This is a genomic window from Vibrio genomosp. F10 str. 9ZD137, assembly GCF_049974785.1.
Classification (GTDB): domain Bacteria; phylum Pseudomonadota; class Gammaproteobacteria; order Enterobacterales; family Vibrionaceae; genus Vibrio.
Window position 1 is genome coordinate 1 of the sequence record NZ_JBNGCJ010000669.1, and the last position, 1,841, is coordinate 1,841.

The following is a 1,841-nucleotide window of genomic DNA, read 5'->3' on the forward strand; positions in this document are numbered from 1 at the left end:
AATAACATGGCGCTGGCTCCGCCTGCTGCGGTAATGAGCTGCGAACCGCGATTATAAGATGCGACTAATGCGGCTTCGGTGGTGGCAAGAGGCACCAGAAAATCATCGCGTGCGATCAGGCCGTTAACTCGTAATGGGCCTGCAATACCCACAGGGACTTTGACTGTGCCAATAAAATGCTCAATATTTTTCGCATAAGCGTCTTTTTGCTCTAACGTTGATGCATCAAGAAGTTGCGCTTGATCCGTCATAGAGCTTAGCTTTTGCCACCGCTTATCGAGATTTTTGTCCGTAAGAAATGGGCTAGGCGTTAGCCGAAGTGAAGGCTTATCGAGATTAGGCTTAAAAATGTGCTCTAAGTTAAAGGAGCTTTCGTCGCCATGCAGAATGGAAACGTAATCACGTCGGTGTAAATGTAATTTAGGCATAGAAAGTCGAATCTTATAATTTTCAGAGATTCTACTGTGAAAGCAAATAAACTCAAGGCTGTTAGACACTTCACGTTAAAAAGTCATCACTAAATATGAATATCAAGCAAGGTTCCGATCATCTCTTGATCTCTTTGCAACATATTAGTCCCAATTTTGCTGTACTGGGTTGCTTGGTTCAGTTTGATTAAAGGTTCCGTATAGGATGCGACGTATTCATGTTTTGGTGCGTCAAAGTTGACTTCATTAAACTTTAATCCGTCTTTATCGATTGGAGACGTTGGTTCGGTCGGGGTAGCTAAAGAAGATTGAATCGGGAGGGCTTGTATTTCTTGCGCGGCTTCTTCAGCCATCTTAGATGACTGTTCAATAATTGGGTATCCAGACTGTATACTCGAAATTGACATAGGGCCCCCTCTACTAATAAAAGCTTAAGTCCTATTTGCAATTTCTGCAAGTTGTGCTAACCAGATTGAGCTAATTACGAAAAAAGGCTAGAGATGAGGTTGAGCTCTTCTTCAGTGACCAATTTAGCCACATTATTCCCAAGGCTATGTTGAATTTCACTTAACAGGCTTTTCAGTTGCTGCGGTGTCAATAAATGCAACTGAGTTTTCAATTGCTCAAAGTTCGATGGTGTCATAAACAACCCCCCCCCAGTGGACTTTTATTTCGGCTTCTATTTGAACGTAATGAGATAGTAAATAACGGGGCCGTAGTAATGTCCGAATAACGTAAGTATTCTGTTATATGGTTGTTTATTGAGCAATCTGTTGCAGTGTTTTTTATCTTTTAACCAGGTTCACACAGTACTCTCAGTGCTGTTACTTTCCTTACTTTTAACTCGAACCGCCAGTTTGCTCGCCAGAGAATGCAGCTCAGGAATCATTCGATAAACCAAATGCAATTGCTGCAACACCATTCTAGCAGATTTATCATCATCTTCTCGCCATTCATTGAGTCGTCGGGTTAAGTCCAAATCGTCAATCAATGTGAGATCGCAACGCTCACATTGGTCAAACAACTGTTGATGAATCAAATTAAGATGTTTATGGACAACACTGTGCGTGTCTAATATTAATTGGTGAATCGTCATATCGTCGATTCTGGTTCTATGTGCGCCTAACGCTGAAATGTAGCTTAACAGGGCATGGTTCAAGGTTAAAAAACGGAAGCTTTCATCCACTAATGTTTGATACTTTCCAGGCTCTGAAAGCATGGCGCTTATTGCGTAGGTTAAGTTCGCATCGGCGTCGTGGGCTTGCCTGCGCGCCATTCGATAATTAAGTGTGTCTTTCTTACCGATTCGATATTGTGCGATGACTTGACCTAAGTACGCATTATTAGAATCGACGGCACTGGCCATGACTTTATGTAATCGTCTTGACTGCCACTCTGGAAAAATAAACATCA

General features: G+C 42.0%; 2 protein-coding genes and 2 pseudogenes. All 4 read right to left on the reverse strand.

Annotation, left to right across the window (positions count from 1 at the left end; all coding sequences use genetic code 11):
• Positions 1-428, reverse strand: a pseudogene (locus ACP45E_RS16145) (hydroxymethylglutaryl-CoA reductase); the annotation flags it as partial.
• Between the two features lie 89 nt (positions 429-517).
• Positions 518-835, reverse strand: coding sequence for a hypothetical protein (locus ACP45E_RS16150; protein ID WP_017033700.1), 318 nt, complete (start codon positions 833-835; stop codon positions 518-520).
• Between the two features lie 74 nt (positions 836-909).
• The gene (locus ACP45E_RS16155) at positions 910-1,071 is read right to left on the reverse strand and encodes a hypothetical protein (protein WP_017033699.1); all 162 of its coding nucleotides are present in this window, start codon (positions 1,069-1,071) and stop codon (positions 910-912) included.
• 159 nt (positions 1,072-1,230) lie between these two features.
• Positions 1,231-1,841, reverse strand: a pseudogene (locus ACP45E_RS16160) (YccS family putative transporter); the annotation flags it as partial.